At 52.8% G+C, this 25,484-nt stretch carries 24 protein-coding genes; 21 read left to right on the top strand and 3 right to left on the bottom strand.

Features of this window, described 5'->3' with window-relative positions:
• Positions 1–90 precede the first annotated feature (90 nt).
• Positions 91–600 carry an NUDIX domain-containing protein gene (locus tag WBG83_RS06080; protein WP_336743582.1) on the bottom strand — a complete coding sequence of 170 codons (510 nt, stop codon included), beginning with the start codon at positions 598–600 and terminating at the stop codon, positions 91–93.
• 262 nt (positions 601–862) lie between these two features.
• On the opposite strand from WBG83_RS06080, the gene WBG83_RS06085 reads away from it, so the two are divergent.
• From WBG83_RS06085 to yajC, 19 genes are all read left to right on the top strand, one after another.
• Positions 863–1,309: an ACT domain-containing protein gene (locus WBG83_RS06085; protein WP_336743584.1), complete on the top strand. Its 447-nt coding sequence runs from the start codon at positions 863–865 to the stop codon at positions 1,307–1,309.
• Between the two features lie 36 nt (positions 1,310–1,345).
• Positions 1,346–2,632, top strand: a complete 1,287-nt coding sequence (locus tag WBG83_RS06090; protein WP_336743586.1) for a homoserine dehydrogenase — start codon at positions 1,346–1,348, stop codon at positions 2,630–2,632.
• Positions 2,633–2,647: 15 nt separating this feature from the next.
• On the top strand, positions 2,648–3,616 hold the full coding sequence (gene thrB, locus WBG83_RS06095; protein WP_336743587.1) for a homoserine kinase: 969 nt from the start codon (positions 2,648–2,650) through the stop codon (positions 3,614–3,616).
• Positions 3,613–4,488, top strand: coding sequence for a prephenate dehydratase (gene pheA, locus WBG83_RS06100; protein WP_336743588.1), 876 nt, complete (start codon positions 3,613–3,615; stop codon positions 4,486–4,488). Before thrB ends, pheA begins: the two co-directional genes overlap by 4 nt.
• Positions 4,489–4,508: 20 nt before the next feature.
• Positions 4,509–5,390 (top strand): branched-chain-amino-acid transaminase, encoded by an 882-nt coding sequence (ilvE, locus tag WBG83_RS06105; RefSeq protein ID WP_336743590.1) that lies wholly within the window; start codon positions 4,509–4,511, stop codon positions 5,388–5,390.
• Between the two features lie 166 nt (positions 5,391–5,556).
• Positions 5,557–6,003, top strand: coding sequence for an RrF2 family transcriptional regulator (locus WBG83_RS06110; RefSeq protein ID WP_336743592.1), 447 nt, complete (start codon positions 5,557–5,559; stop codon positions 6,001–6,003).
• A gap of 146 nt (positions 6,004–6,149) precedes the next feature.
• On the top strand, positions 6,150–6,785 hold the full coding sequence (locus WBG83_RS06115) for a nitroreductase family protein (RefSeq protein WP_336743594.1): 636 nt from the start codon (positions 6,150–6,152) through the stop codon (positions 6,783–6,785).
• Positions 6,786–7,113: 328 nt separating this feature from the next.
• A complete protein-coding gene (locus WBG83_RS06120; RefSeq protein ID WP_336743597.1) occupies positions 7,114–9,183 on the top strand; it encodes a LysM peptidoglycan-binding domain-containing protein in 2,070 nt (689 codons plus the stop codon).
• A 64-nt stretch (positions 9,184–9,247) separates the two neighbouring features.
• Positions 9,248–9,922 carry a BofC C-terminal domain-containing protein gene (locus tag WBG83_RS06125; RefSeq protein WP_336743599.1) on the top strand — a complete coding sequence of 225 codons (675 nt, stop codon included), beginning with the start codon at positions 9,248–9,250 and terminating at the stop codon, positions 9,920–9,922.
• A 314-nt stretch (positions 9,923–10,236) separates the two neighbouring features.
• The gene (locus WBG83_RS06130; RefSeq protein ID WP_336743601.1) at positions 10,237–11,529 is read left to right on the top strand and encodes an ArsR family transcriptional regulator; all 1,293 of its coding nucleotides are present in this window, start codon (positions 10,237–10,239) and stop codon (positions 11,527–11,529) included.
• 225 nt (positions 11,530–11,754) lie between these two features.
• Positions 11,755–12,384, top strand: a complete 630-nt coding sequence (locus tag WBG83_RS06135; protein WP_336743603.1) for a type 1 glutamine amidotransferase — start codon at positions 11,755–11,757, stop codon at positions 12,382–12,384.
• 1 nt (position 12,385) lies between these two features.
• The gene (locus WBG83_RS06140) at positions 12,386–13,678 is read left to right on the top strand and encodes an ammonium transporter (protein ID WP_336743605.1); all 1,293 of its coding nucleotides are present in this window, start codon (positions 12,386–12,388) and stop codon (positions 13,676–13,678) included.
• A gap of 320 nt (positions 13,679–13,998) precedes the next feature.
• Positions 13,999–14,502: a crossover junction endodeoxyribonuclease RuvC gene (gene ruvC / locus WBG83_RS06145; RefSeq protein WP_336743607.1), complete on the top strand. Its 504-nt coding sequence runs from the start codon at positions 13,999–14,001 to the stop codon at positions 14,500–14,502.
• Positions 14,499–15,134, top strand: a complete 636-nt coding sequence (gene ruvA, locus WBG83_RS06150; RefSeq protein ID WP_336743609.1) for a Holliday junction branch migration protein RuvA — start codon at positions 14,499–14,501, stop codon at positions 15,132–15,134. Before ruvC ends, ruvA begins: the two co-directional genes overlap by 4 nt.
• A gap of 17 nt (positions 15,135–15,151) precedes the next feature.
• A complete protein-coding gene (ruvB, locus tag WBG83_RS06155; protein ID WP_336743611.1) occupies positions 15,152–16,153 on the top strand; it encodes a Holliday junction branch migration DNA helicase RuvB in 1,002 nt (333 codons plus the stop codon).
• A 13-nt stretch (positions 16,154–16,166) separates the two neighbouring features.
• Positions 16,167–18,383 carry a SpoIID/LytB domain-containing protein gene (locus WBG83_RS06160; protein ID WP_336743613.1) on the top strand — a complete coding sequence of 739 codons (2,217 nt, stop codon included), beginning with the start codon at positions 16,167–16,169 and terminating at the stop codon, positions 18,381–18,383.
• Between the two features lie 2 nt (positions 18,384–18,385).
• Positions 18,386–19,435 carry a tRNA preQ1(34) S-adenosylmethionine ribosyltransferase-isomerase QueA gene (gene queA / locus WBG83_RS06165; protein ID WP_336743615.1) on the top strand — a complete coding sequence of 350 codons (1,050 nt, stop codon included), beginning with the start codon at positions 18,386–18,388 and terminating at the stop codon, positions 19,433–19,435.
• Between the two features lie 47 nt (positions 19,436–19,482).
• The gene (tgt, locus tag WBG83_RS06170; RefSeq protein WP_336743617.1) at positions 19,483–20,616 is read left to right on the top strand and encodes a tRNA guanosine(34) transglycosylase Tgt; all 1,134 of its coding nucleotides are present in this window, start codon (positions 19,483–19,485) and stop codon (positions 20,614–20,616) included.
• A gap of 34 nt (positions 20,617–20,650) precedes the next feature.
• Entirely contained in the window at positions 20,651–20,974 is a 324-nt protein-coding gene (yajC, locus tag WBG83_RS06175; RefSeq protein WP_336743619.1) for a preprotein translocase subunit YajC, read from the top strand.
• A gap of 131 nt (positions 20,975–21,105) precedes the next feature.
• On the opposite strand, the gene WBG83_RS06180 is transcribed toward yajC, so the two are convergent.
• Positions 21,106–21,501: a TIGR04086 family membrane protein gene (locus WBG83_RS06180; RefSeq protein WP_336743621.1), complete on the bottom strand. Its 396-nt coding sequence runs from the start codon at positions 21,499–21,501 to the stop codon at positions 21,106–21,108.
• 142 nt (positions 21,502–21,643) lie between these two features.
• Between WBG83_RS06180 and WBG83_RS06185 the strand changes: the two genes are divergently transcribed.
• Together WBG83_RS06185 and WBG83_RS06190 are read left to right on the top strand one after the other, a co-directional pair.
• Positions 21,644–22,963, top strand: coding sequence for an ArsB/NhaD family transporter (locus tag WBG83_RS06185; protein WP_336743623.1), 1,320 nt, complete (start codon positions 21,644–21,646; stop codon positions 22,961–22,963).
• Between the two features lie 102 nt (positions 22,964–23,065).
• Complete coding sequence (locus tag WBG83_RS06190; RefSeq protein ID WP_336743624.1) at positions 23,066–23,737, top strand: DUF421 domain-containing protein; 672 nt, start codon at positions 23,066–23,068, stop codon at positions 23,735–23,737.
• Positions 23,738–23,772: 35 nt separating this feature from the next.
• Here the strand turns inward: WBG83_RS06190 and spoVB are convergent, their stop codons facing one another.
• Positions 23,773–25,374: a stage V sporulation protein B gene (gene spoVB, locus WBG83_RS06195; RefSeq protein WP_336743626.1), complete on the bottom strand. Its 1,602-nt coding sequence runs from the start codon at positions 25,372–25,374 to the stop codon at positions 23,773–23,775.
• Between the last annotated feature and the right edge of the window lie 110 nt (positions 25,375–25,484).

The following is a 25,484-nucleotide window of genomic DNA, read 5'->3' on the forward strand; positions in this document are numbered from 1 at the left end:
TGCGGGCATGCTTCTGATTAGCAACCATCTCCGCTTCGTGCGCAGAGCTCGCTGCATGATGGCGGCTGTGGTCAACCGGGCCAGCTCCGGTCAATGGACACCGGGATCCCGAAGCGGCGACCAGAACGCCTGCGGCTTACTGTCTTCGTCGCTGCCTGCTTGGCTGATGGTCCCGATCCAGACATGCTTGGCTTCGCCGTGTGTGAAATAATGCTCCAGCATGGAGCGATATGTAAATGGAATTTCCCTGTCCAACACCTCTGAGAACGGAATCCAATGCAGAGTGCCTTCGTCACAAGCCGGGAGCGTCAAGCGGCTGATGCGGCCGAAGTACATGAACTGCTGACGGATTTCGTTTTCTTTTTGCCGGATGAGAATATAGCGCAGGGTGAGACCGGTTATGCGGGAAGAGGGGATACCGGTTTCTTCCGCAATTTCGCGAAGCACCGCTTCACGGGGCGAGGCCATTTCGCCCGGCTCCATATGCCCGCCGACTGCGGCCCAAACGCCAGGGGACAAGCTCCGGGAGGGGGAGCGCTTCATCATGAGAAGCTCTTGATCGGTCATTAACACTGCGGCGGCAATCAGACGTAACTTCAAGTGAATTTCCTCCAGTTCGTTCAGCATGCTACAATGGCATATGTGGTATAAGCAATGCCGCAGCCCTGACCAGGCTGCAGGAGTATTTTTCCCTTACTGCACCTGTAAAGCATAACGGAGTTTGACCGGAACAGTAAAGGCTGTAAGCCTATTTTTCCTCAGCTTGAATACGAAATGAAACTGCCTATTGCCCCGCAGAGGGTAGTACAGTATAATGTCCACTATAGGGAAACATTAGTCTTTGCAGGAAGGACGAATAGCTGTGGATAATAAAACGCAGCGGTACTATCTCGTTCGTGAGGATATTTTGCCGGAGGCTGTACTGAAGACGATTCAGGCCAAGGAGTTGCTTGCCCGGGGAGAGGTTCACACGATTCACGAGGCTGTGGAGAAGGTTGAGCTGAGCCGCAGCGCGTTCTATAAGTACAAGGATGGTATTTTTCCGCTGACCAAATTAAGTACGGAGCGGATTGTTACGGTTTCCATGGACCTGGAGCACCGGTCCGGCATGCTGTCTAACGTGCTGAGTATGATTGCTTCCATGGAAGGCAATGTGTTGACGATTCACCAGACGATTCCGCTGCAGGGCATGGCCAACGTGGTCATTTCTGTAGATACATCCCGGATGGGCGATCAGATAACGGCCATGATCGATACGCTGCGGCGCTCTGACGGGGTGAGAAGGGCTTCCGTAATTGGAGAAGGTTAAACAGAGCGTGATGCATAATGAGAAGGAGAGATACAGATGAAACCAATTAAAGTAGGCTTGTTTGGACTCGGTACAGTAGGAACCGGCGTGGTTCGTATTGTTGAGGCACACCAGGAGGATTTGCAAAAGCAGGTCGGTTCCCCGATTGAAATCGCCAAAATTCTTGTTAGCGACAAGCACAAGGCACGCCGCTTTACTGTAGATGCCGACAAATTGACTGAAGATCCGGCGGAGATTATCAACGATCCTGAGATTGATGTAATTGTGGAGGTCATGGGCGGCATTGATTTGGCGAAGAAGACGATTTTGTCCGCGCTCGAAAAGGGCAAGCATGTCGTGACCGCCAATAAAGATTTGATGGCCCTGCACGGCTCCGAGCTGCTTGCTGTTGCGGCGAAGCATAACTGCGATGTGCTGTATGAAGCCAGCGTTGCCGGCGGCATTCCGATCATCCGCACCTTGATTGAGGGCTTCACCTCGGACCGGATTACCAAAATTATGGGGATCGTTAATGGCACGACTAACTATATCTTGACTAAAATGAGCCAGGAAGGCGCAGCTTACGAGGATGTGCTTAAGGAAGCGCAGGAGCTCGGCTACGCTGAAGCTGACCCGACCTCGGATGTGGAAGGCTTGGATGCGGCGCGCAAGATGGCGATTTTATCCACGCTTGGCTTCCGGGCGGACGTGGCGCTTGAGGATGTCACTGTCAAAGGCATCAGCGGCGTCAGCAAGGAAGATATCTTGTACGCCAAGCGTCTCGGCTATGAAATGAAGCTGCTGGGCATCGCGGAGCGTCAGGACGATCTGATCAGCGTGAGCGTGCAGCCGACGATGGTCAAAACCTCTCACCCGCTTTCTACTGTGAATGGCGTGTTCAATGCCGTTTATGTGTACGGGGAAGCCGTTGGCGAGACAATGTTCTACGGGCCCGGCGCTGGCGAGCTGCCGACGGCAACCTCCGTTGTCGCCGATTTGGTCGCTGTCGTGCGCAACCTGAAGCTTGGCGTCAACGGTCAGCGTATGTTTGTGCCTTACAAAGAGAAGAAATTGAAGACCGACGAGCAGATTGCCTCCAAATATTTTATTCTCCTGCATGTGGAAGATAAAGCGGGAGTGCTCGCCAAAATTACGCAAGTTTTTGCCGAGCATGAAGTGAGCCTGGCTTCTGTCATCCAGCAGCCGAATGAGGCAAACCCGGATGCGGAAATTGTCATTGTTACACACGATGCAAGCAAAGCAAGTATGAACACGGTGCTGCGCCATTTTGAAGGGATGGATGTCATCCGCAATATCAAAAGCGTATACCGCGTTGAAGGCTAAGGCGGGTGAACCAGCATGACAGCAAAACGAGTTTGCGTCCGTGTTCCGGCCAGTACGGCGAATCTTGGCCCTGGCTTTGATTCCCTCGGAATGGCTCTGAACCTGTACGCTTGGGTCGAAATGAGCTTCGCCGAGCAGACGGTGTTTCATCTGCACGGGGACCAAATGCAGGGCGTGCCAACAGACAAGTCGAACCTGATTTATGAAGTGGCACAGCGGGTGTTTGAACGAGCGGGCGTATCCCATCCCGAGCTTGAGATTACGATGTACAGTGATGTTCCCCTGACAAGGGGGCTTGGCAGCAGCGCGTCGGCTATCGTCGGGGCGCTGGTCGCTGCGAATAAGCTTATCGGCAGTCCTTTAAGCGACGATACGCTGTTTCAAATGGCTACTGAACTGGAGCATCATCCGGACAATGTTGGAGCCGCCCTGTTTGGCGGCTTTGTCGTGGCGTTCTGGGACGGCAAGCGTGCGGAGCACATCCGTATCGAGCCTTTATCGGATCTGGAGGCGCTGGTCGCTATCCCGGAGTTCAAGCTTGCTACAGAGAAGGCGCGCGGGGTGCTCCCGAAGGAAATTACGATGAAGGATGCCGTATTTAATGTTGGCCATTCTTCGCTGCTCGTGGCGGCGCTCTGCACCGGCCGCTATGACCTTATCCGCGTGGCTATGAAGGATGCGCTGCATCAGCCGTACCGGGCATCATTAATCCCTGGAATGGAAAAAATATTAAATGAGGCGGATCGCCATGGAGCTTTGGGCGTAGCTCTAAGCGGAGCGGGACCGACCCTGCTCACTCTTGTGGACCGTCAGAGCACGCGAAAGAAAGAGCTGGAGGCCTTCCTCGTGGATACCCTGCGGGCGGAGGGCATTCGAGCCGCAACGCTATGGCTGAAGCCGGATGCCGATGGCGCCGTCATGATAGAGCCGCGGCGGCCAGGCCAGTCCTTCATGGACTACATTAAAGGAGAAGTAAGGGCATGAAACCGTTACGTGTAGCATTGCTGGGGCCGGAAGGAACTGTTTCTCAGGAATCCGCCAAAACGTTCCTTGCCGGACTTCCGGTCGAATTCAAAATTTACCGTCTGATCTCCGAGGCTTATCAGTCCACTATGAACGGAGAGACCGACTACAGCATTATTCCGATCGAGAACACGATTGAAGGCTCCGTGAATTTGCATGTGGACGTGCTCGTCGGAGACGGTGATTTGCCGATTCAAGCGGAATGGACGTACCCGTCGATTCAAAATCTCATCGGATTCCGCACCCCGGAGGAGGCGAACGGAGCTCCCGTGGATTACAGCCGGATTCGGAAGGTCGCCTCTATTCCGGTAGCGATTGCCCAGTGCGGCGAGTTCCTGCGGGCTCACCTGCCGGATGTGGATTATGAGCATACGACCTCAACAGCCGGAGGAGTCCGTCTGGTGAAGGAAAGCGGAGACCCGGGTCTTGCCGCGATCGGAACTAAGACTGCAGCGGACATGTACGGTTTGGATTTGCTCGCGGAAAATGTAACGGATCACAATAACAATTTTACCCGGTTTACCTTGGTGGGCCGTGAACCGTTTACAGCCAAGCAAGGCGGCTTGCCTAAAACGACAATGATTGTGACGCTGCCGGAGGATTATCCGGGCGCGCTGCATCAAGTGCTGTCTGCTTTCGCTTGGCGGCGTATTAATTTGTCCAAAATTGAATCGCGCCCCACAAAGAAGAAGCTGGGCAATTATTATTTCTATATCGATGTCGAGGCTTCACTGGATTCGGTGCTGCTTCCAGCCGCCATCAGCGAGATAGAAGCAATCGGCTGTCAGGTGCGTATACTTGGGTCCTATTTAACGTATCCTTACCAGAGGTAAATCTGGAGGTGCATAGAACGGTGACACAGACACAGTGGATTTATTTAAATGGGGAATTTGTGAGCAAAGACGAGGCCAAGGTATCCGTCTATGATCATGGCTTTTTGTATGGCGACGGAATTTTTGAAGGAATCCGTGTCTACAACCATAACATTTTCAAGTGCAAAGAGCATTTGAACCGGTTGTATGATTCGGCCAAATCCATCATGCTGGACATTCCTTTATCTAAGGAGGAGATGCAGCAGGCTTTGGTGGAAACCGTCAAGCGCAATCAGCTGCCCCATGGATATATCCGGCTTGTCGTGTCACGGGGCTATGGGAATTTGGGGCTGGACCCGCGCCGCTGCGGGCAGGCAAATGTGGTTATCATCATGGAGCAGCTGGCGATTTATCCGGAGGAGGCTTATAGCAGCGGATTGAAGACTGTGTCTGTATCGACACGGCGCAATATTCCGGACGCTCTGAATCCCAAAATCAAATCCCTCAATTATTTGAATAACATTTTGGTCAAAATCCAGGCTAATCTGGCCGGAGTCGGAGAGGCCATGATGCTAAATGCACAAGGATATGTGGCGGAAGGCTCTTCGGACAATATTTTTATCGTCAAGAACGGAGTCGTTCTTACGCCTCCCTGCTACATAGGAGCACTGGAAGGCATTACGCGTGCCGCCATTATCGATATTTGCCGGACTATTGGCTGCGCGGTAAAAGAAGAGCCATTCACGCTGCATGATGTATATGTGGCGGATGAAGTGTTTTTTACGGGGACGGCCGCGGAAGTCATTGCCGTACGGGAGGTGGATGCCCGTATCATCGGCAGCGGCAAAGCGGGTCCTGTTACGACACGGCTGTTGAAGGAGTTTCGCAGTATTGTGGAGGTAGACGGGGTAAAGGTACAATGAAGCGGCTGGGCGCCAATTCAATATGCATGGCGATCAAATAACTGATACGGCACCGATATGGGAGCTTTCGGGCGGCCCGTCAAGGCGCGGTGTATTATTTTGAGAAAAATGTGTATTGACTTCAACTGTAATTTTTAATATTCTAGATACAGTGAGGTGATCGCTTGTGAACAGTGAATTTGTCATTGCAGTTCACAGTCTTGTATTGCTGGCCCACGTGCCGGGCAACATGATGACCAGCGAGCAAATATCCTCCAGTATTTCGGTGCACCCGGTGCGTGTGCGTAAAGTGCTCAGTCTGCTGCGTAAAAAGGGCTATATCGTATCCAAGGAAGGCATTGGCGGCGGATTCATACTAGCCTGTGAACCACAGCAGGTTTGTCTCGATGAATTATATTGGCTGACTTCCTCCGGATCTATTAAGCCCAAGTGGCCGTCCTGTAATAAGGATTGTGTTATCGGCGCTCATATCGAGGAGACGATGGACTGTATTATTGGAGAAGGCGAACGGCAGTTGACCGGATACTTTAATACGTTTACGATTGCCGACATATTGGAGCGGACGAAGCGGAAGGCTGCGGATGAAACGAGGGGAGAACTGAGGCAGCAGTGATACTGTTGCACCGGTGTCCTGAGTGGCATTCATTTCCAAGCTCGATTTGGAGTAAAGGAGAAATAAGACGGCCAATTTACTTCCATGCTGAGCTGTAATAGAAACCAGAAACATTCCAAAATTATGAACGATTAGGAGGATTTCTTATGACAGTTTCTACATCCAATAAGCCGGCTGCAATTCTTAACATGGAGGCACGCCACTCCGTAAAACAATATCAACCCGGTGTAGCTATTCCAGAGCAGGAGCTGGAGCAGCTGCTTCAAGCGGCACAAACCGCCCCTTCTTCCTGGAACCTGCAGCAATGGAAATTGCTCGTTATTGATGATCAGGCACAAAAAGAAAAATTGCTGCCGATTGCATATAATCAGAAGCAAATCGTAGAAAGCAGCGTTGTAATTGCTATTCTGGGCGACCTGGAAGGGAACCTGAACGCGGAGCCTGTATTCGGTCCATTGGCTGAAAAAGGGCAAATTACCCAAGAAATCAAGGAAAGTCTGATTGGACAAATTAACGGGGCTTATAAGTCTCCTCAAGTAGCCCGGGATGAGGCTGTTTTGAACAGCTCCCTCTTGTCGATGCAATTGATGCTGGCTGCAAAAGCGCTCGGATACGACACCTGCCCGATGGGCGGCTTCAATAAAGCCCAATTCGCCGAGGCGTTTCATGTTCCTGCTCGTTATATTCCAGTGATGCTGATTACTGTCGGTAAAGCTGCGAAAGAAGCTTATGCCTCTTCGCGTCTGCCGCTGGATGAGGTTGTTGTCCGCAACAGCTTCTAATCTTGTTGTTCATATTACATGTTCTTCGTGAGAGTTTTGATAACACCGGCGGCCAGCAGGCCGTCGTTTTTTTGTGCCTTCAATACAGCTCCAGTCATTCGGGATGACAATTTGTATATAGGAGCCGCCAGACTTCGCTGTGACCGTCTTCCCGGCGCGATGGTATCCCAAGCAGTCCGCGGGCCGCAGTGGTTTTATGAATCGGGGTCAATCGGCAATTTATTGGTCTTCCTTCTCATGGGCTCGGACAGGTTATGCGAATTTCTGAGGTCAAATGCCTACTGGGCGCATAGACTGTATTGTTATACCTTTGAGGGAGGTACGCCAAGTGAAAATTCATATGGTCAAAAAGGGAGACACCCTGTATGGTTTGGCCAAAAAGTACAATGTGCCGCTGGATGCGATTATTGCGGCGAATCCTCAGCTGGAGGATCCGAACCAAATTGATGTCGGCATGAAAATTAAAATTCCGTCGTCATCGATGCCGGTAGAGCCAATTGGAGAAATCGCACACAAGCACATTGTCGCCCAGGGAGATACGCTTTGGAAGCTGTCTAAAGCCTGGGGAGTGCCGCTGGTCAAGCTGATCGAATTTAATCCGCATTTGAAAAGCCCGGATGTGCTTATGGTTGGGGATGTGGTGTATATTCCCAAGGACGGCGGCGTGCACATTCAACCGGTAGCATCCGGACTGGCTATGTCATCCGTGCCGCCCAAAGCGGATACGTCGGTGCAGCCCGTTTCGCCAGGGGTTGGAACGTCTCCGCTGCCGGAGCTGGAAATGCCGGAGATGCCATGGGTCCCGCAGGCGGAGATTATGCCAGCCGAGGAGCCTGCGTTCGAGAAACCGGCAGCCGAAGCTCCAGCTGAAGCTGCGGCTCCACAGGAAGAGGCCGTGACAGAAGTCCCCGAGACGCCGGTGACGGCCTCTGCGGCCGAGGAAGCGCCGCAGGTTATTGCTGAAACGCCTCAGCCTGAGGTTAAGGTTCCGTTTTGTCAGGTGGAGGTGCAGACTGTATACGTTCATGCGCAGCCTGTTATGGAGAACGACTGGAATAAGACTGCAGAGGCTCATACGAAGCCTGCCGCTCACGCACAGCCTGTCGAGTCCTATGGGCACATGCAGGCTTATCCGCCGGTTATATCTCCCTATGGAATCTATGAGTATCCTGGCGCACATAACCAGTCCTATGGAAAAACCCAATATCCTTCGTTTGTCGAACATACTTATGCGAATGCACAGCAGTATCCGTCCTTCACGGAGCCGTATGCGAACGCGCAGCATCATCCGTCCTTCACGGAGCCGTATGCGAACGCGCAGCATCATCCGTCCTTCACGGAGCCGTATGCGAACGCGCAGCATCATCCGTCCTTCACGGAGCCGTATGCGAACGCGCAGCATCATCCGTCCTTCACGGAGCCGTATGCGAATGCACAGCAGTATCCGTCCTTCACAGAGCCGTATGCAAATGCACAGCAGTATCCGTCCTTCACGGAGCCGTATGCAAATGCACAGCAGTATCCGTCCTTCACAGAGCCGTATGCAAATGCACAGCAGTATCCGTCCTTCACGGAGCCGTATGCAAATGCACAGCAGTATCCGTCCTTCACAGAGCCGTATGCAAATGCACAGCAGTATCCGTCCTTCACGGAGCCGTATGCAAACGCACAGCAGTATCCTGTTTCTACAGAGCCGCAAGGAAAAGGGCATCAGGCTGTAGAGCCATATGCTAATAATCAGTCTTATCCGGTGTCGCCAGCGTCAGCTTCAAAAGGAGGCCATGAATCCCAGCAGGAACCCGCATCCGCTTGGCCGTCGGCATCGCATTCTCAAGCTTCTCCATATACCTCAAGCCAGCCATATCCGATTTATGATCAATTACCGGAATCCATGACAATGACTCCGTACATGAACCCCGTGATGAACCCTATGATGAACCCTATGATGAACCCTATGATGAACCCTATGATGAACCCCATGTCCTACGGCTATCCGAATCAGGCGGCTATGGTGAGCCCGTATTCCGTACCTTCCAGCCCTTGCGGCTGCGGTCCCGTTCAAACTTCTGCGGTCCCGTATGCAAACGGCTGGCCAATGCCGCAGCAGACATCTCCTGCTTCTACAAATCCGGCAGATTGCGGCTGTGGAAAAAGCAAATCTCGTGAAGAAGAGAATGCCGAGTTGGCGAACACGCCCGGGAATGCTGCGGAGGAGGAGGGAGACTGGACCCACGCCGATGCCGACTCCAAGGAGGCTGTGTCTGTCAAAAGAAAGAAGAAAAAAAACCGTACCCGCAGCAGTGATGCCAAAGCTTACATTACTGTAAATGCCGAGGAAGTCCCGAAGGCGCGCAAGCGTCACAAGAAGACGGAAAGCCAGCCTTGGACAAATTTGTAAGTTTTGTGTATATCCCCTTCTAGAACAGGAAAAGATAGAGAAAAAGAGATAGAAGGGGATAGGCATGAACATGACGGGCCTTCTGAAGCAGCTCAAAAAAAAGCTGCGCATGAAACGCCGCTGGCTGTCGCTGGGGGTTTGGCTGTTCGTTGTTATTTCAATTAGCGCAGCCGGGTGGCTGCTTACACGGGAGGCTGCGCCAACCGATCCGCTTAGCAGAACGGTCTCCAGCAGTATCCAAGAGACAGCGGAACCCGGTCATCAGCAATCGATGCTGGATCGAATTAAGTCCGTCGGCAAGGAAGTAGAGGTTTTTATGCAGACCAATTTTGTTTGCGGGCAGGATATTGAACCATTGGGAGCCAAAGCCTATGCGGAAATTGAGGCGCTGCATCAGGAGCATCCGGATTGGGCGATCAGTCTGAATGGGCAGGGGCAGGTTTACTTCGTGGCTCATGTGGATGACTTGTCGCAGCACTGCAAGGAGCATGCTTATTTTGGTTTGGACAAAGGCGGCAATTTATCGTTGTTCGACGGACTTCCTGGTGAGGAGAATGTGCTGCGGACCTTCTTTCAGCTTAACATCACTCATATGGAAAGCAGCCTGCCTCATCAGACGGTCAAGGAGCTGCGAGACGGCATACGGGTAACGGATATGTCAGAGTATAACAGCATCTTGTCTACCTTTAGTGATTTTGCGGTAGAAGAAACAGAAAAGGCGATGAAGCCGGCGATGTGATTGATGATGACATGAATATGGATTGAAGCAGAAGGGCTGAAAAGCTCTTCTTTTTTTACGTAAAGCAGGGCCGGGGCATTCGCACTGCGCGTAAAGTGGCGTTGCATCGCGGTAAATAACCACCTGTATTTTTTAAAATTGACGGCTCTCAAAAGCTGTATTTGGACAAGCCGATGGGAATTTGACCGATGGTTCGTTCATGATTGTGGATACGCAAAACAATTTGTTAAGAATATTGTTATTTTTATGTTATGATATATATCATTATGAGTTAATGAACAGCGCCGCCCAAGCGGAAGGGGGACAGAGCAAAGATGAAAATCAGGCTGGGGTACATTGGTGTGGAAGATACGATGATTATGGTGCTGGGGGTAATTCGTAAATTCCCCCAGTTTCACTGTATGCCGTTTTTGTATTCCAGCTTTGAAGAAATTCCCAGTCTGCTGAGGGAACAGACCCCGAAGGTGGATATGTGGCTCTTTTCAGGGCCGCTGCCTTATGAGGTTGCAAAGCGGCAATGCGATCCTGGGCTTCCGATGTATTACATCCCGTTTTCAGGGACGAGCTTGTATCGTGCATTATGTCATATTTTATATCAACAAAATATAGATGTCAGTAAAATAAGCTTTGATGTGGTGGATGAGCGTGAGCTGAAAAGGCTGTTTAGCGAGCTGGGGATTGCTGACCGGACTGTGCTTTGCCGGTCTTATGACGGCTCTCACCAGGAATTGGTCGATTTTCATTACAGGCTGTGGACGCAGGGGGCCAGCTCTATGGCGGTAACCTGTGTCTGGTCTGTACAGCGGCGGCTGGAAGAGCTTGGTGTTCCGGTGTATCGGGTCGTGCCGACGGAATTTTCGGTGGAATCCGTGTTGAATACGGCGCTGAGGGAACAGGAAACGCTGCTCTTTATGGACACGCAGGTTGCGGTTCAATTTATTGAAACAGCCCCTTATTCCGGCGTGCCGCACAGCACTCACTCTTCCGATGAGCTGTATCATATGGAAATGGCGGTCAACCAGCAGCTGCTTAAGTATTCGAAAAAGGTGCAGGGCTCACTGAAAATGATAAGTCCCGGGCGTTACGTTGTATTTACGACCCGCGGCGCTGTCCGGGATGTTACCGGAAACTTCTCGGCTGTTCCCGATCTGCAGGAAATTCATGCGCTGAAAGGGCAGGTAAGCGGGATTGGCATCGGCCGAACGACCTATGAGGCAGAATTGCTCGCGGGCAAGGCCCTGCTGCATTCCAAAGACTATGGACAAGGAACCTGGATGGTCTATTTCGAAGATAAGACGGTCACCGGACCGCTGGGGAAGCCGGAGCAAATTTCATTTGCATATGCTTCTGACTCGCTTAAGGACATAAGTTCACGGACCTCCTTGAGTGCCGCTACATTGGGAAAGCTTGATTCAGTCTTGAAGAAGCTCAGGACCGATCAGATTAATGCCCATGAGTTAGCCCGACATATGCAGATTATGCCCCGGAGTGCGCGAAGAATACTGATCCAGCTGGAAACGGGAGGCTTTGCGCAAGTTGTTGGGGAGGAAAATCCGCACCCTCGGGGCAGGCCGAGAAAAACGTATCAAATTATGCTCCGACAATAATGAAAGATTACCTGTCTTTTTTATGTTAATAAACTTGACAATAAAGTGTGTGTTGTTTTAAAATACGGACATAGCCGAAAATAAACCGTAAATAAGTTGACATGAGAAAGGCTTGGATGGGGTTTTTGTGGGGGTGATGTTAGGTTGCTTGTACTGCTGCTAAAGCACTTTGAGTTTGACGATGTATCCGCGCTTCAGATGTGGACGGATGTTAGAGGATGTGACATGAAGGTTCATTACGTCCCGGAGGAGCCGCACCTTCCACCGTTAAACAGCTTTGATGTACTGGTCATTCTTGGAGGGCCGATGAGCGTATATCAGGAAAACGAATTCGGATGGCTCATTGAAGAGAAGCAGTTGGTTCAAAAGGCGATGCAGGCCGGGAAAAAAGTGCTCGGCATTTGCTTCGGGGCTCAGATGCTGGCAGAGCTGCTAGGCGGCCGGGTATACCGGAATGAATGGAAGGAAATCGGTTGGCATGAGGTAGTCCGGACCGGTTACCCGCATCCGTTTCTAAAGGGCTTGCCCGAACGCTTTTATTCCTACCAGTGGCATGGAGATTGCTTCGATTTGCCTGAAGGGGCAGTGCATCTGGCCTCATCGGAGGCTTGCCGCAATCAGGCCTTCGCCTATGGCGAACATGTTCTGGCGCTCCAGTTCCATCTGGAGACGTCGCCCGAATGCATTGCAGAGATGCTGCGGCGATGGGGCGGCGAATTGACAGAAGGGCCTTTTGTTCAAGAGGCGGAGCACATTCGCGGGCAAATCAGCCGCAGCGGGGATTCGATGCAGTATTTACACGGTATTCTTAATCAATTTATACCTTATAGCAGAGCTGAAAGCGAGGTTTTGTAACATGGAACTGGGATCAAATGCAATTTGGACCATGCTGGGGGCAATTTTAGTTTTGTTTATGCAATGCGGATTTATTATGCTGGAGGCCGGCTCGACCCGGATGAAAAACGCGGGTCACATTGCCGGTAAAACGATTTTTACAGTCGGTATCGTATCCATTGTATTCTGGGCTGTAGGGTATGCTTTTATTTTCGGCTCGCAAGGCAACTCGTTTATCGGCTGGGGCGAGTATTTCGGCTTCAATACGATGGCTATTGCGGAGGGCGGCAATATTGCCCCGACGGTATTCTTTATTTTTCAATTGGCGTTTGCTGCAATTTCCATGTCCGTAGCATGGGGCGGGTTTGCTGAGAGAGCGAAGCTGTCGGTATATCTCATCTTCGCTGTTTTGTTCTCCGCGATTGTTTATCCGGTTATCGCTCACTGGATTTGGGGCGGCGGCTGGCTTGCAGAGCACGGCAAACAAGACTTTGCCGGTTCGACGGTCGTTCACTTGACAGGTGCGATGGCTGCTCTTGCGGCTACCATTTTGCTGAAACCGCGTCTTGGCAAATATAACAAAAACGGCAAGCCTAATGAGCTTCCGGGTCATAACCAAGTATTCACAACACTCGGCGTCATGATTTTGTGGGTAGGCTGGTTCGGCTTTAACGCAGGCAGCACCATTGCCGCAGATGACGGTCTGTTCTTCGGATTTATTGCAATTAATACACAGCTTGGTGCGGCAGGCGGTGCGGTAGCCGCTTTGCTGGTCACATGGATGATGTCCGGGAAATCGGATGTTTCCGCAATGCTGAACGGAGCTTTGGCAGGTCTCGTAGCAATTACGGCTTCTTGCGCCTTTGTTGAATCGTGGGCGGCTATCGTGATTGGTCTGGTTGCAGGTGTTGTTGTTGTTGCAAGCATGCGCTTTTTTGAAAGCAGACGTATCGATGACCCGATTTACGCGCTTTCCGCACATGGTACAGCAGGGGTTTGGGGAACATTGTCCAATGGCTTCTTTGCAACGCCAGAGCTGGCTGAAAAGGTTGGCGTAGGTAAAGCAGGCTTGTTCTACGGCGGCGGCTTCGAGCAGCTCGGTATTCAAGCGCTTGGTATCGTAGCTTGCGGCGCATTTGCTTTTGTCGTATCTTACATCATCATCTATGTATTAAAAGTAACTATCGGCATTCGGGTAACCGAAGAGCAAGAGCTGGTTGGTCTGGACCTGAGTGAGCACGGCACCTACGGGTATCCGGAGCAAATGAAGGCGCTGGCTGCAGATGCTGCCAAGGGAGCGCGCAGCGCTGTCTAACCCTATTATATGTAAGGCGAGAGATGCTTAAGGGCATTGCCGAGCCGGATTCCAAGAGAGTCCGGCTGCGGCAATGCCTTTTTTTTGCCGAGTCCAGCATACCGGTTAGCGCCGTCATGTTAAAGAGGCTGCCGGCACCCGTCCTATTCTTTCAATCCCTTCTTCACTCCGAGATTTGCGCGTGCTCGAAGATCGGTTGAACGCTCTAAAGGTGTGAAATAGTTGCAGATTCCTTCATAAAAGGTTACGCGGCTGGCCCACTATCTGCTATAATAGGAATGGAATACATATGTTCGCTTTTTTGGATGGGAGAGGTTCCTTTGCGTATTCTCGGCATTGACCCCGGCATTGCTATTGTCGGGTTTGGCATTGTTGATAAACAGGGCAGCCGGCTCGTACCGGTGCAGTACGGCAGTATTCAGACGCCCGCCCATACGGAGCCTTCCCTGCGGCTGAAGCAGGTTTATGATGCTGCCGTGGAGCTGATGGAGAGGTATAAGCCGGAGGCCATGGCGATAGAAAAGCTGTTTTTTAACCGGAATGTAACGACGGCCTTTACCGTTGCGGAAGCGCGGGGGGTTATGCTGCTGGCCGCTGTCCAGCAGGGGCTAAGTATTGCGGAATATACGCCACTGCAGGTGAAGTCGGCTATTGTCGGCTATGGCCAGGCGGAGAAGCGGCAGGTGCAGGAGATGGTCCGGATGTTTCTCGGGCTGCAGGCTGCTCCGAAGCCGGATGATGTTGCCGATGCGCTGGCCATCGCGATCTGCCATGCCCATTCTTCCGCTTTGCATCAGAAATTGAAAGAGGTACATAAACGATGATTGATTTTTTACGGGGAACAGTCGCTCATGTAGAGGCTGACTATGTGGTGCTGGATGTGCAGGGAGTCGGATACCGGGTATTTTGCCCGAATCCGTACGCCATTCAGGCCAAACAGGCGGATACTGTCACGGTATACATTCACCATCACGTGCGTGAGGATGCCATATTATTGTTCGGCTTTGCCAGCCGGGAGGAACAAACGCTGTTCCGCCGGCTGATGGACGTATCCGGGATAGGCCCGAAGGTGGGGCTGGGCATTTTGTCCGGCGGATCGCCTGAAGCGGTGGTGGCCGCCATCCAGCAGGAGGATATCGGTTTTCTGACCAAGCTGCCCGGGATTGGGAAAAAAACGGCGCAGCGCATGATTCTTGATTTGAAGGACAAGCTTGCAGGCCTGCCTGCTGCACTGTCATCCGGCGGCGGGCTGTTCGACGCTCCGATGCTTCCGCTTGCCATGCCCGGCTCCGGCGGCGGCACTGCCTGGCGTGAGGCCAAAGAGGCGCTGGCGGCGCTCGGCTATAAGGAAGTGGAGCTGGACGGCGCCTGGCAGGCCATCAAAGAGAAGACAAGCAGCGACGATTCGGTGGATGTGCTGATGAAAAAGGCGCTCCAAGCGCTGTTTAAAGGCTGACAAGGAGGGCGCTTATTATGGAAGACAGACTTATATCCGCCCATTTGATGATGGAGGATCAGGCCGTCGAGCTCAGTTTGCGGCCCCGTTACTTGTCGGAGTACATCGGTCAGGCACAGGTGAAGGAAAACCTGAAGATTTATATCGAAGCGGCCAAGATGCGCAAGGAAGCGCTGGATCACGTGCTGCTGTACGGGCCGCCCGGCCTCGGCAAAACGACGTTGTCGAATATTATTGCCAACGAGCTCGGGGTGAACGTAAGGACCACAAGCGGTCCGGCGATTGAACGTCCTGGCGATTTGGCGGCGATATTGACGAATCTGCAGCAGGGCGACGTGCTGTTTATTGATGAGATTCATCGTCTCCACAGAACGGTGGAGGAAGTGCTTTATCCGGCGATGGAGGATTTTGCGCTGGATATTATGATCGGCAAAGGCCCCAGCGCCCGATCGGTGCGCCTGGATTTGCCTTCGTTCACTCTAATCGGCGCCACCACGCGGGCCGGCCTGCTGTCTGCTCCGCTGCGTGACCGTTTCGGTGTAGTGAGCCGTCTTGAATATTATAATGTGGACGAGCTTTCCTTTATTGTCAGCCGTGCTGCTGATATTTTGCAGGTGCCCATCAATGGCGAGGCGGCAGAGGAGATCGGGAAACGCTCGCGGGGAACGCCGCGGATCGCGAACCGACTGCTCAAGCGGGTCCGCGATTATGCCCAGGTCCGGGGTGATGGGGTTATTACGCATGAGCTGTCCCAGCATGCGCTCAGCCTGATTCAGATTGACGATTTAGGCCTGGACCACATTGATCACAAAATGCTGAAGGCCATTATTCATACGTTCAAGGGCGGCCCGGTCGGTCTGGACACCATTGCGGCCACGATCGGCGAGGAAAGTCAAACCATAGAGGATGTGTATGAGCCGTATTTGCTCCAAATCGGCTTTTTGCAGCGCACGCCGCGCGGGCGCATGGCGACAGCGCAGGCGTATATGCACCTGGGCTTGAATCCGCCTGAACGGTAGGTGCTATTTAACCATGAAGGCACGGCTGCCGGATGGATTGAATGTCCAGGCGCCGGCGGCTGTGCGATCGAAAGGAGCAGTGCAGGCTTTGGTTGCAGAGCAAGTCATTCTACAGAAGAAACGCAGATTTTCCCGGCTGGCGAAGGTTTGTCTGATGCTGGTGCTGGCGGCGGCCGGTGCGGTCCCGCTGCTTCCCCAGGAAGGCTACGCAAGCGTTCCTGCCTTGGATACAATTCGGGTCGCCCTCTATATGGACAATGGAAAAACGATCCGGCAAACCGTGCCCACGGTGACCTTGTCCTCCGAAGGCGGGCTGCAAATAGGTGTGCGCCAGCCTTCAGGGCCGATATTATGGGCGGCGCCAGCCTCTCGTGAGATACGTGTCAGCCTGGATCAGTACCGGGTGCTGCTGCAGCAGACGGCTGATTTTAACCTGGCGTCGTCCCTAGCCAAGCAGCTTCAGGCTGCGGACGGGAGCGCCTATATTACGGTCATCCAGCGTCAAGGCAAGCCCTTGTATCGGGTCAGCCTCGGGCAGTTCGGCACGAAGGAGAGCGCGGAGGCGGCCAAATCGAAGGTGCTTTCCGGTACAAACGCTTCGCTTGTTGATGCCAAGCTGGCGTCTGTGCTTGGGCCTAACTATTGGAGCGCCGGCTCTTACGGCTCCGAGGCGGAAGCACAGAAGCAAGCGGACCAATTGCAGCAGAGCGGCATTGCCGCCTACGTAGCGATGCAGCAGACGGCGGCGGGAACACCTTCTTATGAGGTGTGGATCGGAGAGGCGGCCGACGGCGGCCAGCTTGGCGATGTGAAGCTGAAGGTGGCTGCAGCCGGGCAGAAGCTCAGCCTGCAGGCGGTTGATATGAGCCTGCCGTATTTCGTTGTCCGCAGCGATGCGACACGAGCTTCGAGCGCGGCATCTGCCGTCCCGCATTATTATATGAACGCAAGCGGGCAGAAAACCTGGGTGCAGCCCAAGGATGCCTCAATCCAAATCACGGAGAAATCGGAACGCAAATACAGAGGCAGTCTGGAGCTGGCGGCTGTAAACAGCAAATTGGCGGTCATTAATGAACTGCCGTTTGAGCATTATTTATATTCTGTCGTCGGCTCGGAGCTTGGTGAAGGCTGGCCGATTGAGTCGCTAAAGGCACAGGCTGTCGCGGCCCGTACGTTCGCCCTGAAGCTGGGGATGAAATACGAGGTCGCCCACATTTCGGACACGACAGTTGATCAAGCTTACAAAGGGCTGGGTTCGGAATCTCCCTCGGTGCTGTCTGCCGTGCAGGCTACCAGCGGTGAAGTGCTGATGAATAAAGACGGACTCATTACACCCGTCTACTCTTCGAATTCCGGCGGAATGACAGGGGATCCGAAGGAAGTCTGGGGCAATGCGGTCGATTACTTGAAGCCTGTGGAAAGTGCTGCCGATGAAGCGGCGCAGCAGGGTAAACGGCTGTGGCATCGCGCATTGTTTACAGACGGCACGACCGGTTACATCCACTCTGATTATGCGACAGCAACAGGAGAAGTGAATGGAGGCGGCTGGCCTTTATATGAAGTAAAGGGGAAAGACGTCAATGTGCGTACAGCTCCGCAAACGACTTCCCCGGCGGTTGTGATCAAGAAGGTGAACAGCGGTGACCGGTTCGTCTCGCTGGGTCAGTCAACGGAATTGACGGCCTACAGCTGGATGAGAGGGCCTTATTCTCCGGAAGAATTAAAGAAGCTGTTAAGCTTGCCCAAGGGATCGCCGGAAATTGATGGAGCCATCCGTTCTTTGGAGGTTACGGAGCGGGGACCGTCGGGGCGGGTAACTGCATTTGCCGTGAATGGACAGACGGTGCAGCTTGCCAATGCGGACAGCAGTCGCGGGGTCTTCGGCGGACTGCCCAGCGCGAAGTTTGAAATCGAGGAAACAGGCAGGTATACTATACTGGGTGCTGATGGAGCGGTACGCGAAATGTCTGCGGGCAGCGGAAGCATATATGTTCTGGATGCCGGAGGCAAGGCGCAGCCGCTTGGCGGAGACAGTCTCGCGATTGGCTCAGGGCAGCAGGCCCGGGACATTACTTCCACCGCGCAGTACGTCATCAAAGGAGAGGGCTACGGCCACGGCCTTGGCATGTCGCAATGGGGCGCGCGAGGACTAGCTGATGCCGGTTATGATTATAAGCAAATTCTGGAATACTATTATTATGGTGTATCGATTAAGAAGGACGGAGCCTGATCATGAACGTCAATGAGTTTGATTTTGAACTGCCCGAGCATTTGATTGCTCAGACTCCTCTGAAGGAACGAAGCAAATCCCGGCTGCTTACTCTGGATAAGAATACCGGCGAGACGGGGCATCGGACCTTTGAGGAGTTGAAGGAATTCCTCCAGCCGGGGGATTTGCTGGTGCTGAATAATACGAAGGTGCTCCCTGCCCGCTTGTTCGGGGTTAAAGCAGATACGGGCGCCAAAGTGGAAGTGCTGCTGCTTAAAGATAACGGGGAGGACCGCTGGGATGCTCTGGTCAAGCCCGGAAAACGGATTAAAACCGGGACCCGGATCGTTTTTTATGCACCCGGTGAAGAGACTCCGATTTTGTCGGCTGTTATTGAGGCTGAAGGGGAGATGGGACAGCGCTCCATCCGATTTAGATATGAGGGCGTATTTCTTGAGCTGCTGGATCGTGTAGGACAGATGCCGCTTCCGCCCTATATCCGGGAAACGCTGGATGACAAGGACAGATACCAGACCGTATATGCTCAGCATCAGGGCTCGGCAGCGGCTCCGACAGCGGGCCTTCATTTTACACAGCCGTTCCTGCGGCAGCTGGAGGAAAGCGGAATACGCATCGCCTATGTCACCCTGCATGTCGGACTCGGTACATTCCGTCCGGTATCGGCCGATACTGTAGAAGAGCATCGTATGCATTCGGAATATTACGTGCTTCCGGAAGAAACGGCAGCACTGATCCGGGAGACAAAGCAGCAGGGCGGGCGTATTATAGCAGTCGGCACAACCTCGGCCCGCACGCTGGAGACGGCCGCGCGGAACGCAGAGGATATCGGGTGTCTTGAAGGATCAAGCGGCTGGACGGACATTTTTATTTATCCGGGCGTGGAGCTGCGGCTTGTGGATGCGCTGCTGACGAATTTTCATCTCCCGAAATCGACGCTGCTCATGCTCATTAGCGCTATCGCAGGGCGGGAGCGAATTCTTGCCGCATACCGGGAAGCTGTGGAGCGGGAGTACCGCTTTTTCAGCTTTGGAGATGCTATGTTTATTTATTAAGGTTTAATTATTTCCTTGTACGGATGTACAGCACAGAAAGGGATTTTATGGCGATACGTTACGAGCATATTAAAACATGCAAGCAAACCGGGGCGCGGCTTGGCCTCGTGCATACCCCGCACGGTGTCATTGAGACCCCGGCGTTCATGCCTGTAGGCACGCAGGCGACGGTCAAAACGATGAGTCCGGAAGAACTGAAAACGATGGATGCTCAAATTATATTGAGTAATACGTACCATCTGTATTTGCGTCCGGGACACGAGCTTGTTAAAGAAGCGGGCGGGCTGCACCAGTTTATGAACTGGGACCGGCCGATTCTGACCGATAGCGGCGGGTTTCAAGTGTTCAGCCTCAGTGAGATGCGCAAGATTAGAGAAGAGGGCGTTGAATTCCGCTCCCATCTGAACGGGGACAAGCTGTTTATTTCTCCTGAAAAGGCAATGGAGATTCAAAATGCGTTAGGCGCCGACATCATGATGGCCTTTGATGAGTGTCCGCCGTATCCGGCCGAATATGACTACGTAAAGCAGTCTCTGGAACGGACTACCCGCTGGGCCGAAAGATGCCTTCAATCCCACGCCCGTAAACAGGATCAGGCATTGTTTGCGATCGTTCAGGGCGGCATGTTCGGCGATTTGCGGAAGGAGAGCGCGGCTCAGTTGACTTCCATGGATTTCCCGGGGTATGCTATTGGTGGACTAAGTGTTGGCGAGCCAAAACACCTGATGTATGACATGCTGGAGGAAACGGTACCGCTTCTGCCAGAGCACAAGCCCCGTTACTTGATGGGCGTCGGTTCTCCGGATGCGCTGCTCGATGGAGCTATCCGAGGCATCGATATGTTTGACTGCGTGCTTCCGACCCGAATCGCCCGCAATGGTACGGTCATGACCCGCCAAGGGAGACTGGTTGTGAAGAACGCCCAGTACGCCCGGGATTTCCGGCCGATGGATGAGCGCTGCGGCTGCTATACCTGCAAGAACTACACCCGCGCCTATATTCGCCATTTGCTGAAAGCGGAGGAGACCTTCGGGCTGCGGCTGACGACAATACATAACTTGCAGTTTTTGCTCGATTTGATGCGGGATGTGCGGCAAGCGATACGTGAAGACCGGCTGATGGACTTCCGTAATCAATTTTTTGCGGAATATGGCTTGTTCGACAATGACAAAGGGTTCTAAACATTCTAAAGCAGTTTGAGGAGGATGGGTCAGTATGTGGCAATTGGCGGCAGAAGCACCGGCGGCCGGAGGTCTTGGAGCAATCGGCACGTTCTTGCCGATCATTTTGATGTTTGCGGTCTTATATTTCCTGATGATTCGTCCGCAGCAGAAACGATCAAAAGAACGTAACACAATGCTTGGAGCGCTTAAGAAGAACGATAAAGTTGTAACGATTGGCGGCCTGCACGGCACAATCGTAGAGATTACGGACGACATCGTGGTACTCAAGGTTAATGATGCAACGAAGCTGACGTTTGACCGTTCTTCCATTAGCTCGGTTACAAGCAGCGCGGCTGTAGTTGAGAGCGATAAATAAATCGCAACCATAATACAAAGCTCCGGGAAAGCCAGCATGGGCAGGCCCGGAGCTTTTTTCATGAATGCAAGAGGGATGTACATCAGAATTGTACCTGCGGATAATTATACTGTGAAATGTGTATCGGCTTTTTACCGGTTCCGGTTCAGATTGACGCCGAACATGCCGCCCAGCGCCCCGCTGCACGTACAAACAGCCAGCAGAACGAGCGTCCGGCTGCTGAGAGAACCGTCAAATCCAAGGAAGCCAATGAGAATAATGAGCACCGTGTACATCATTCCGAGCAAAGCTCCCTGATACCAGCCGCGCTTTCCGTGCCGTCTGGCTGCCACAAATCCCCCGATAGCCGAAGAAAGCCCGTGGATGACAAAAACGACATCGCCAAGGGTCTCCTCCTGCATTTTGGCATAAGCAAGCATCAGGGAGGTGATCACAGCGGAGACACACATCCACAGCATGGCATACCACAGTGCTGCAAGCAGTGGATGTCCTATTTTGACCTTCGGTACTTTGGTCATCGGATTCATCGAAAGCGTACCCCCTCGATAATGAACTTTCTCTTATCTCATTGTATGGCCAGGCTCTCGGAAATAGTACCGGACTGGACTAGATTTGACGTGGTTTAGTATAATAGCGATGTTGCCAAAACATGGAGAGGACGTGCGTGGAGTGGATCAGGCAGTCGGACAAGCCGCGACCTGGCAGGTGGTCACAGCGGTTGTCCTATTTTTGTTGACTTATGGAATGATTGTTACGGAAAAAATAAACCGTACTGTCCTTGCTCTTGCAGGAGCAGTGATGATGGTCATTCTTGGGATTGTCGATTTGGATGCCGCTATCGGCCGTCATATTGAATGGAAAACTATTTTTTTGCTCATCGGAATGATGATGCTTGTCGGCATAACGAACAAAACCGGGGTGTTTCAGTATGCCGCGGTGAAGGCCGCCCAGCTGGCGAAAGGCGATCCCGGCCGGATTTTTGTCCTGCTGTGCGCATTGACGGCAACGGCCTCCGCGTTTTTGGATAATGTGACGACGGTGCTGCTTGTTGTGCCCGTTACATTTTCGATTACGCGAATTTTGAAGGTGAATCCGCTGCCTTATCTGATTGGAGAGATTATCTCTTCCAATGCCGGCGGGACAGCGACCCTGATTGGCGATCCGCCTAATATTATGATTGGCTCGGCGAATCCCGAGCTGACCTTCAATGATTTTCTGATCCATCTGGCCCCGGTTGTCATTGTCATCATGATCGTAACGGTCTGGATTATGAAGCGGGTCTATGCCCCGTCGTTCCGTGTTTCCGCGGAGCATAAGGCGGAGCTGATGAAGCTATCCGCGGAAACGTTTATTAAGGACCGCAAGCTGATGAACAAAGCGCTTGTCGTTCTCGGCTTGACGATCGCAGGCTTCCTGCTGCATTCGGCGCTTCATATGGAGCCCGCAGTGGTCGCTTTGTCCGGGGCTTCGTTGTTGATGCTTATCGGAGTGAAGGAAGAGCAGATTGATGAGGTCTTCTACAGTGTGGAATGGATGACGATTTTTTTCTTTGTGGGACTCTTTGTTCTGGTCGGGGGCCTGGTGGATGTAGGGGCCATTCAATTTTTGGCGGGCCGCATGCTGGAGCTTACCGCAGGAGACATGACGTTTACCAGCATGCTCATTTTGTGGGTATCCGGAATTGCGTCGGCAACCATCGACAATATTCCGTTCGTGGCTACCATGATTCCGCTTATTCAGGATTTGGGAGTACAGATGGAGATCACGGATGCGCAGCAGCTGGAGCCGCTTTGGTGGTCGCTTGCGCTGGGTGCATGTCTGGGCGGGAACGGGACCCTGATTGGCGCCTCTGCGAACGTGATTGTAGCCGGTCTTGCCATGAAGGAAGGGAAGGGGCTGTCCTATATGGAATATTTAAAGCTTGGCGCTCCGTTAACTCTTCTGGCGCTAGTGATTTCAACGATTTACGTTTATTTTATTATTTTATAAAGCTGTTTACCAACATTTCATTAACCGGGATGCTGCATGTGCCGGGGACAGTCAGGCCAGAATACCCTGTGATGCCAAGCTTACGCTAAAGGAGGCTGTATCATGGAGTATCTGGCCATTTTTTTGCGTACGCTGCTCATATACATTGTGATTTTTTTGACAATGCGGCTTATGGGCAAGCGCGAAATCGGCAAGCTGTCGGTATTCGACCTTGTGATTTCATTTATGATCGCCGAGATCGGGGTTATTGTTATTGAGGACTGGGATCGGCCGTTTATGGACGGGGTGATTCCTATTGTCGTCCTGATGTTGATTCAGGTGGCCCTGTCATACCTCACGCTCAAAAGCCAGAAAATCCGCAATTGGTTTGACGGCAAGCCCAGCTTTTTCATCCGGGAAGGCAAGCTGGACCGGAAGGAAATGAGAAAACAGCGTTATAACCTGGACGACCTGATGGTGCAGCTTCGTGAAAATAAGGTGCCGAATGTAGCCGATGTGGAATTCGCGATTCTTGAGGCCTCCGGCAAATTGTCTGTCGTCGAAAAAAGCAAGGAAGCCAAGGAGAGCGGCAAGCAGATCCGCTTTGAAGGGCTGCCGCTTCCCTTAATCATGGACGGCAAGGTGCAGGATGATAATCTGCTTAAGCTGGGCCAGACCCGGTTTTGGTTGAAGCATGAGCTTCAGCAGCAGGGAGGCCCTTCCGATTTCAAGGATGTGTTTTTTTGCAGTATCGATCACCGCGGCAAGCTGTACATTTCTCCAAAGCTCGATTGATATGCTGTGTGCCGATGAGGACGGACCGGCTGAACTCAGAACCAGCGGGAGAGCAGCCGGCCGATCCAAGGGACGCGTACCAGATCGCTTTTATCGATTTGCCCCGTCCCGAACATACATAGGATATAAAGAATCACGCCGGCAGTCATTGAGCCGATGAATTTTAGTAACAGCAGGTCCGACCAGGGCCGGTACATAATGAGATGACAAACGACGGCCATCAGGCCCATGGCGCCCAACACTTTCAGGAAGTCGCCGGCAGCCATCTTGAATCGTAAAAGCCGCACAGTGCTCACCCAATGCAGGATAGTGACAAGCATAATGTTTGCGCTGATGGCGATGACTGCTCCCATGATGCCCCATTGCGGCTTCGTGACCAGCTGATATATCAGAAATAGCTTCACGGCTGAGCCGATAAATGTATTCAGCAGTGCTGTTCCCGGCCGATCCAGCGCCTGAAGGGTTGCATTCAGCGGCGCCTGAAAGTACATAAACAGTGCTGCCGGCGCCATAAGCTGGAGCATGGGCGCGATCTCCAAATTGTGGTACAAGTAGTAACAAAGCGGTTCCGCCAGCACGAACATGATGACGGCAAAAGGCGCGCCGGTGACGAGAGCCAGCCGGAGAGATTGATGGAGACGCTTGTGAATGGTAATCATATCTCCGCTCGCGGAAGCCTCGGAAAGCGAAGGGATCAGTGATACGGATAAGGAGAAGGTCAGGGCGCTTGGCAGCAGCAGAACCGGAATCACCATGCCGGACAGCATGCCGTACTGGGCAGTGGCGACTGTACTGGCTACACCTGCCACCGCCAGGCTTTGTACAATCATCACCAGCTCAAGCGAATACGATACGGAGCCGACCAGCTTGCTTGCGGTGACAGGAATTGCGATTTTCAGCATCCGCCGGAGTATGGAGGCTTCACCGCTTACGGGAGAGGAGGGAATGCGGGCTGGAGCCGGCTGCTCCGGTGCGGATCTTCCTTTATTGGCCGCGTGCCAGAGCAGGACCAGCATGCCGCATATTTCCCCGCACAAAACGCCAAGCATGGCGCCGGCAGCCGCCTTGTCCAGACCGTACGGAAGCAGCATGTAAGCGAAGCCGAGCATGGCCGCAATACGTACAATGGTTTCTGCGATTTGTGAAGCGGCGGTAGGAATCATATTGTGCTTGCCCTGGAAAAAGCCGCGATATATGGAAGAGATGCCGACAATGATAATCATCGGCGTCATGCACATAAAGGTCCAGTACACCCTGCTGTCGGTCAGCAGTCTGGTTGTGATCCAAGGCGCGGCGATGATGCAAAAAGCCGTAAAGATAAGACTCAGCATCATCGTCAGAAGAAGTGCGGTGCGCATAATGTTGCGGATATGCTTGTCGTCGCCCCGGGCTTCGGCTTCGGCAACCAGCTTGGCAATCGCCAGCGGTACGCCGCCCGTTATAACGGTGAGCACCATAATCATAAACGGATAGCTCATTTGGTAGAGGCCCACCGCCTCCGCGCCAATCATACGCGGCAGCGCAATGCGGGGCACAAACCCGAGTATACGGTTGATGATGCCTGCCGCGAGCAAAATCATCGTACCGTGAATAAACGATTGCTTGACCGAATAGCGGTGGGGATTTTTATGTTTCACAGCGAACCGACTCCCTTGTCCACAGGCATTTATTACATGACTATGCGGACAAACTCGCCGCTCATGCACACATTTTTTTGGGGTGCGAACGTATGTTGCGCAGGAATCGG

The sequence above is a fragment of the Paenibacillus sp. y28 genome (assembly GCF_037137075.1).
Lineage (GTDB): Bacteria > Bacillota > Bacilli > Paenibacillales > NBRC-103111 > JBBBNV01.